Raw genomic sequence first — 6,864 nt, 5'->3', positions numbered from 1 at the left:
GGGGGGGGGGGGGGGGTTTTTGTGGGGGGGGGGGGGGGGGTCGGGGGGGGGGGGGGGCGGCGCGGGGGGGGGGGGGGGGGGGGGGGGGGGGGGTGGGGGGGGGGGGGGGGGGGGGGGCCCCCCCCCGCGGGGGGGGGCGGGGGGGGGCCCCCCCCCCCGACTCCGGCGTGATCAGGCGATGCGGCGGTCCAGTCGGCCGTGGTAGCGGATGGCGGAGACGGTCCCGTCGCCCTCGCGGACGAAGCCGACGAGCGAGCCCTGCGCACCGTCCTCGGACAGCGTGACGAGCGCGTCGGGGCCGGCGAGCACGGCCCGGTCGGCGCCCTCCAGCTCGATGACGTACTGGTCCTCCTCGGCCCGCGCGCCGTTGGCCCTGATCGCCAGCTCTCCGGGGCGCGCGCCCGGGACGATCGAGACGGTCCCGTAGAAGCCGCAGTCGTAGGTGCCCTGGAGCGCCTCGGCGAGGTCGGGCGGCACCGGCTGGGTTCTCGCGGCCGTCGTGCCGGCGCCCGCCGCGCCCAGGATCACCTTCTCCAGGTCGCGGATGAACTCTTCGCCGTGCAGCGAATTGGTCAGGACCGTGTAGGCCAGTCCGGCGGACGGTACGAGCACGAGCCGGGAGGCGTACCCGATGGTCAGGCCGCTGTGCGACATGGCCGGACGACCGTCGACCTCCCCGAGGTGCCAGGCCAGGCCGATGTCGTGGCCCTCGACGCCCTGGCTCGCCAGGGGCTCGAAGAGGCGCTTGGGGGCCGCCTCGGAGACCGACCAGGCGGCGTACCGCAGCAGGTCGCCGGCGCAGGAGACGACCCCGCCGCCCGGCACGTCCCAGCCGGGCAGTTGCCAGTGCCGCTGCCAGCCGCGGTCCACCAGGAGCTCCGGGGAGCGGTCGGGGCCGTGGCCGTGGGGCGCGGCCACCCGGTGGAAGATCGCTTCGTCGGCGGACGTGCAGGTCAGCTCCATGCCTGCCGGCTCGATGACCAGCTCGCGCAGCAGATCGACGTAGTGCCGGCCGGTCGCGCGCTCGACGGCGGCGGCCGCGACCATGATGCCGGGGCCGCTGTAGGTGAAGTCCGTGCCGGGATCGAACATCAGCGGCCGGCGGGCGAAGTGCCGCAGCGAGGCCTGGATGCTGTCGTCGGCGTGGCCGGCCAGCAGCCGCGGCGCGTCGGCGATCATGTTCTGGGCGTCGATGCCGGAGGTGTGCGTGATCGTGTGACGCAGGGTGATGCGCTCGTCGATGCCCGAGTCCGGGCCGAGGAGCGGGGCGACAGGTGCGTCGAGTTCCAGGACGCCCTGCTCCAGGAGCCGGCCGATGACGGCGCCGAGCAGGGTCTTGGAGATGGAGCCCACCTGGAAGAGGGTGTTCTCGTCGACGGCGATCGGGTGGGCGACGTTGGTGACGCCATAACCGGTGGCGCAGGTCCGGCCGTCCAGGGCGACCCCCACCGCGGCACCGGGGACACGGTGCTCGGCGAGCAGGTCGGGGACGACGGAATCGAGCCGGGCGCGCAGGTCGGGCACGGGGGTCTCTCCAGATTCGGGGTGTGTTTCTCGGCCGGCGCGGTTCACGCGCCGGCCGCCGTACGGCTGCGGGGATCCAGCTGGTCGCGCAGCGCGTCACCGAGCAGGTTGAACGCGAGCACGAGTGCGACGAACGCGAGGGCCGGGTACGCCGCCAGCCACGGGTCGGTGAGCATGTACTGCTGTGCGGCCGAGATCATGCTGCCGAAGTCGGCGTCCGGGGGCGCGACGCCGAAGCCGAGGAAGCTGAGTGCCGCGTAGGCGCCCTCGGCGGTGGACAGGTTGATGGCGGTCATGATGACCAGCGGCGAGCTGATGTTGGGCAGGATGTGGCGGCGCAGGATCCACCATCTCCCGCGGCCGCACAGCCGTGCCGCGTCGATGTAGCTGCGCCCGGCGACCTCGATCGTCGCTCCCCGGGCGATCCGGGCGAAGCGCGGGATGATGACCAGGCCGATGGCGAGTGCCGCGTTGACCAGCCCGCTGCCCATGATGGCGAGCACCAGGATGGCCAGCAGGTACTCCGGGATGGCGAACAGCAGGTCGGTGACGCGGGACAGGATCCCGTCCGTCACACCGCGCAGGAAGCCCGCGGCGGTACCGATCGCGGTGCCCACCACGATGGCGAAGGTGACCGAGATCAGGGCGGCCTCGACGGCGGGGCGGGCGGCGGCGATCACCCGGGAGAACTGGTCGCGGCCGAGGGCGTCGGTTCCGAACAGGTGACTGGCCGAGGGCCCGACGAGCCCCGGGCCGGTGTTGAGCTCGTTCGGCGAGTAAGGGGCGATCACCGGCCCGAGGAGCGCGGCCAGCACGTAGAGCACGAGCACGGCGAGGCCCGCGTTGGCGAGGACACCGCGTATCGGCCAGCGCCGGCGCACGGCGCGGGGGCCGGCGTCGCCCGTCGACGGGGCGGACGAGGTGGATGTGCCGGAGCGGCCGGTGGACGTGGTGGGCTGAGTCGGAGTGCGTTCCGGGGTTGAGGTCATGGCGGATTCCTAGGAGCGCGCGATACGGCGGTCGACGAGCGGGAGCACCAGGTCCACGACCAGGTTGCCCAGGATGAAGGCCGCGGCGAGCACGAGTGCCTGCCCGGTCGCTTGGGTGAAGTCGCGCATCTCGATGGAGCCGAGGATGCCGCGGCCGAGACCCGGCAGGCTGAAGATCTGCTCGACGATGAAGAGGCCACCGACCAGCAGACCGAAGATCATGCCGATCAGGGTGAGCACGGGAGGCAGCGCCGTCCGCAGCGCGTAGACGTAGGTGATGCGCCACTCGGCGATGCCGTTGGTGCGCGCGGTCGAGATGTGCGGGGCGGACAGCACCTCCAGCATGGAGGACCGGGTCATCTGCATGATCAGCGGCGCGGTGGGGATGCCGACGGCCAGCCCCGGCAGCAGCATGGTCTGCACATTGGCGAGCAGGCCGTCGTCGAGGGGGATGTAGCTGGGCGAGTACAGGTTCGGCAGGTAGTGCGTGCCCGCGTACAGCGCGAACGAGCCGGAGACGAACGCCGGGAAGGCGAACGCGAACAGCAGCGGCAGCCGGATGGCCCAGACGCGGGCCGACCGTGCGCGGGTGGCGGCGTACACCCCGGCGGGGATGCCGATGACCACGGCGATGATCAGGCCGAACAGCGCCAGTTCCAGGGAGACCGGGGCCTGCTGGAGGATCACGTCGCGGTTGGCCTGACCGGAGAACGGCGAGGTGCCGAAGTCGCCGCGCAGGGCGTCGCCCAGCCAGCGCAGGTACTGCTCCAGGATCGGCTGGTCAAGACCGAGGGAGTGCCGGATCCTCTCGATCGTCTCCGGGCCGGCCTTGGAGCCGGCGATGAGTTGTGCCGCGTCACCGGGGGTGAGGGCGCGGCCGGCGATGAAGACGAGTGCGGAGAGCGCGAGCAGGACGGCGGCGGCGCCCACCAGTTTGCGCAGCGAGTAGAGCAGCATCAGGCGGCCTCTCCCGAGTCCGGGGCGGGGGTGAGCGCTCCCGGCTTGACGCAGCGCACGAGGTGGCCGGGGCGTTCCTCGACCAGTTCCGGCAACGTTTCCCGGCAGCGGGCTTCCGCCACCGGGCAGCGCGCGGCGAACCGGCAGCCGGGCGGCGGGTCGATCGCGCTGGGGGGCTCGCCGTCCAGGACGACCCTCGGCAACTGCGGCCCGCTGTCGCCGGGCAGGCGCGGTTCGGTGGACCGCAGGGCCACCGAGTACGGGTGCAGCAGTCCGGTGTCGAAGTCGGCGGCCGGGGCGACCTCGACCAGTTGCCCGAGGTACATCACGGCCACCTGGTCGCTGAACCGGCGCACGGCCCGCAGGTCGTGCGAGATGAACACGTAGGCCACGCCCGTGCGTTCCTGGAGCCCGCTCAGCAGGTCGAGCACCTGTGCCTGCAAGGAGGCGTCGAGTGAGGTGACGGCCTCGTCGAGCAGGATCAGTTCCGGGCGGCCCACCACCGCGCGGGCGATGCAGACCCGCTGCTGCTGCCCGCCGGACAGTTCGTGGGGGTAGCGGTCGGAGTGCTCCTGGGTGAGTCCGACCTCCTCCAGTGCTTCCGCGACCCGGCGGTCGCGGGTGGCCCGGTCGGCGTCGGGAAGGGCCTCCGCGATGCTCTGCCGGACGGTCATGCGCGGGTCCAGCGCGCCGGCCGGGTCCTGGAACACCGCCTGGACGACTCCGAGGGCGCGGGGCGAGCCCGCGGCGGCGGCGTCCACGCCGACCCGTACGGTGCCGGCGTCGGGCCGTTCGAGCCCGATGATCACCCGGCCCAGGGTCGACTTGCCGCAGCCGGACTCGCCGACGATGCCGAGGGTCTGGCCGGTGCCGAGGGTCAGGGTCACGGAGTCCACGGCGTGGACGTGGCGGCGCGGGTCGCGGAGCCTGGCCCGGCGGACCGGGAAGTACTTGCGCGCGCTGTCGACCTGGAGCACGCGGCTGGGCGCCTCGGCCGTCGTGTTGCTGGTCATGCGGTCACTCCTGGTTCTCTGCGGTGCGCCTTCGGCTCTCCGCGCGCGGCCGCGAGCAGTGAGGCGGTGTAGTCGTGCCGGGGGTTGGTGAGAACGTCCGCCACCGGGCCCTGCTCGATGATCCGGCCGCGGTACATCACCATGACCCGGGTGCACAGTTCGCTGACGATGCCGATGTCGTGGGTGATGAGCAGCAGCGACATCCCCGCAGCGGTGACGCGGGTGCGCAGCAGGTCGACGATCTGCGCCTGGACCGTGGCGTCGAGGGCGGTGGTCGGCTCGTCGGCGATCAGCAGCTGGGGCCGGTTGATCAGTGCCATGGCGATCAGCACCCGCTGGCGCATGCCGCCGGAGAGCTCGTGAGGGAAGTTGCGGCGCTTCACCGCGGCGTCGGGCAGACCGACCTGGCGGAGGACCTCCTCGGCGATGCCGGTCGCCTCGCTCTTGGACACCGCGTGGTGGGCACGGACGACGTCGGTCAGCTGCTTGCCGACGGGGAAGACGGGGTTGAGACTGGCCAGCGGGTCCTGTGGGACCCGCGCGATCCGGGTGGAGCGGATCTCACGCAGTCCGGCCGGGTCGAGGCGGAGCAGGTCGCGCCCGTCGAGCGAGATCGACCCGGACACGACGTTCGCATTGTCGGGCAGGGTCCGCAGGATCGCCGAGGCCAGGGTCGACTTGCCCGACCCGGACTCACCGACGAGGGCGACCCGTTCGCCGGCGGAGATGTCGAAGCCCGCCCCGGCGACCGCGGTGACCTCGCGGTCGCCGCGCCGGTAGTCGATGGTCAGCTCGCGCACCGAGAGGGCTGTCGTGTCTGCGGGTGCGCCGGGCGCTGTCTGCGCGGTCGTCATCGCGCTACTCCTTTGTCACGTCGGTCAGGAACGTGCGGCTCTGGCTCGGCGGTACCGCCACGTGATCGAGGACGTTCCGGTAGGCGGCGAACGTGTTGGTGGCGAGCAGGGTGACGGTCGGATAGACATGCGTCGCCTCGTACTCGGAGATCTTCGTCAGCGCCTGCTGGTAGGCGGCCTGGTCGTCGGCCGCGCGGGCGTCGTCGAGCAGTTTCCGCAGCTCCGCGGGCGTCGGTCCCTGCCGGCCCTCGGCCGGCAGCACGTACTGGATCGGGTTGGAGTAGTACGACTGCGCGTTCCAGGAGAGGTCGTAGTCCGGCCCGGTCAGCCTGGAGCTCCAGGCGGCCCGCTCCAGGGGCAGCAGTTTGACCTTGATCCCCACCCGGGCGAGCTGGGCCTGCATCAGGGTCATCAGGTTGTCGGTGCCCGGGTCGTACCCGCTGATGTACATGAGCGTGGTGGAGAACCCGTGCGGATAGCCGGCCCGGCTCAGCAGCTTCCTGGCCCGGTCGAGGGCCGGCTGGGAGTACGGCAGCCGGTCGACCGAGGGCGCCCAGGTCGACGACGGCGGAATGTAGACGCTCGGCCGGGCGCCGTCGTGGTAGGCGCCCTCGGCCAGTTCCCCGCGGTCGACGGCGAGCGCCAACGCCTGCCGTACGAGCTGGTTGTCCAGCGGCTTACGGAGGTTGTTGATCTGGAGGAAGATGGTCGAGTCGGTCTCGACCTTGTCGAGGGTCACGTCGCGGCGGCCTCTCAGCGCCGCGGCGCTCGCCGCGTCGGGGAACATCAGGTCGATCTTGCCGACCTGAAGATTGGCCACCTGGGTGGCGACGTTGGGGATGTACAGCACCGAGAGGGCGGGCGCGGCGGCCTTCTTGCCCCAGTAGTCGTCGTTGCGTTCCAGCCGTAGTTCGCTGTTGGCGCGGTACGACGTCTGCTTCCACGGCCCGGTTCCCACCATGGTGGTGGCCGGGTTGGACGCGTCGGCGTGCCGGCTCATGATCGCGCATCCCCACACCAGGGGGTTGGCCATGTTGTTGACGAATCCGGCGTCGGCGGTCTTCAGCGTGAAGCTGACCTTCTCGGAGTCGACCTTCTCGACGCCCTTCAGCGTCGGGAACAGCTCCTCGTCGATGCCGTCCGAGCCCTTGCGCAGCCGGTCGAAGGAGTAGACGACGTCGTCGGCGGTGAGCGGATAGCCGTTGTGGAAGCGCACACCGCGGCGCAGCGTGAAGGTGTAGGTGAGGCCGTCCGCCGACTCGTCGTAGCCGGTGGCGAGGGCGGGCTCGACCCGGCCGTCGGCGGTCGTGGTGTAGAGGCACTCGTAGGAGAGCTGCCAGGCGAACCGGTCGGCGTACATGCTGGAGCCCTGCGGGTCCAGGGTGCTGGGGGCCGTCGTCTCGGCCACCACCAGGCCGTCCGGCCGCGCGCTGTCGGCCATCGGCGCTGAGCAGGCGGAGAGCAGCAGGGCGGCCGCGAGACACGGAGCACTCGCCGCGACGGCGCGTTTGCGCGCTGGGGGCATTC

General features: G+C 72.0%; 6 protein-coding genes. All 6 read right to left on the bottom strand.

The features are described 5' to 3' along the window. Positions 1 to 171: 171 nt before the first annotated feature. The 6 genes from ACIHCX_RS24105 to ACIHCX_RS24080 are packed head-to-tail and all read right to left on the bottom strand — an operon-like array spanning position 172 to position 6,862. The gene (locus ACIHCX_RS24105; protein ID WP_400032727.1) at positions 172 to 1,524 is read right to left on the bottom strand and encodes a serine hydrolase domain-containing protein; all 1,353 of its coding nucleotides are present in this window, start codon (positions 1,522 to 1,524) and stop codon (positions 172 to 174) included. A gap of 44 nt (positions 1,525 to 1,568) precedes the next feature. After that, on the bottom strand, positions 1,569 to 2,513 hold the full coding sequence (locus ACIHCX_RS24100; RefSeq protein WP_400032725.1) for an ABC transporter permease: 945 nt from the start codon (positions 2,511 to 2,513) through the stop codon (positions 1,569 to 1,571). A gap of 9 nt (positions 2,514 to 2,522) precedes the next feature. Then, a complete protein-coding gene (locus ACIHCX_RS24095) occupies positions 2,523 to 3,470 on the bottom strand; it encodes an ABC transporter permease (protein WP_400032723.1) in 948 nt (315 codons plus the stop codon). Continuing rightward, complete coding sequence (locus ACIHCX_RS24090) at positions 3,470 to 4,483, bottom strand: oligopeptide/dipeptide ABC transporter ATP-binding protein (RefSeq protein ID WP_400032721.1); 1,014 nt, start codon at positions 4,481 to 4,483, stop codon at positions 3,470 to 3,472. Before ACIHCX_RS24090 ends, ACIHCX_RS24095 begins: the two co-directional genes overlap by 1 nt. After that, a complete protein-coding gene (locus tag ACIHCX_RS24085; protein WP_400032719.1) occupies positions 4,480 to 5,337 on the bottom strand; it encodes an ABC transporter ATP-binding protein in 858 nt (285 codons plus the stop codon). Before ACIHCX_RS24085 ends, ACIHCX_RS24090 begins: the two co-directional genes overlap by 4 nt. A gap of 4 nt (positions 5,338 to 5,341) precedes the next feature. Next, entirely contained in the window at positions 5,342 to 6,862 is a 1,521-nt protein-coding gene (locus tag ACIHCX_RS24080; RefSeq protein WP_400032717.1) for an ABC transporter substrate-binding protein, read from the bottom strand. Positions 6,863 to 6,864 lie beyond the last annotated feature (2 nt).

Origin of the sequence: Streptomyces sp. NPDC052043 (assembly GCF_044548235.1) — a bacterium.
In the GTDB taxonomy this organism is placed as follows: Bacteria; Actinomycetota; Actinomycetes; order Streptomycetales; family Streptomycetaceae; genus Streptomyces.
This window is presented reverse-complemented; position numbering and strand designations above follow the sequence as displayed.

Excerpts from the sequence above, each read along its gene's own strand:
- ACIHCX_RS24100 (WP_400032725.1), bottom strand. The coding sequence starts at position 2,513 with ATGACCTCAACCCCGGAACGCACTCCGACTCAGCCCACCACGTCCACC.
- ACIHCX_RS24095 (WP_400032723.1), bottom strand. The coding sequence starts at position 3,470 with ATGCTGCTCTACTCGCTGCGCAAACTGGTGGGCGCCGCCGCCGTCCTG.
- ACIHCX_RS24090 (WP_400032721.1), bottom strand. The coding sequence starts at position 4,483 with ATGACCAGCAACACGACGGCCGAGGCGCCCAGCCGCGTGCTCCAGGTC.
- ACIHCX_RS24085 (WP_400032719.1), bottom strand. The coding sequence starts at position 5,337 with ATGACGACCGCGCAGACAGCGCCCGGCGCACCCGCAGACACGACAGCC.
- ACIHCX_RS24080 (WP_400032717.1), bottom strand. The coding sequence starts at position 6,862 with ATGCCCCCAGCGCGCAAACGCGCCGTCGCGGCGAGTGCTCCGTGTCTC.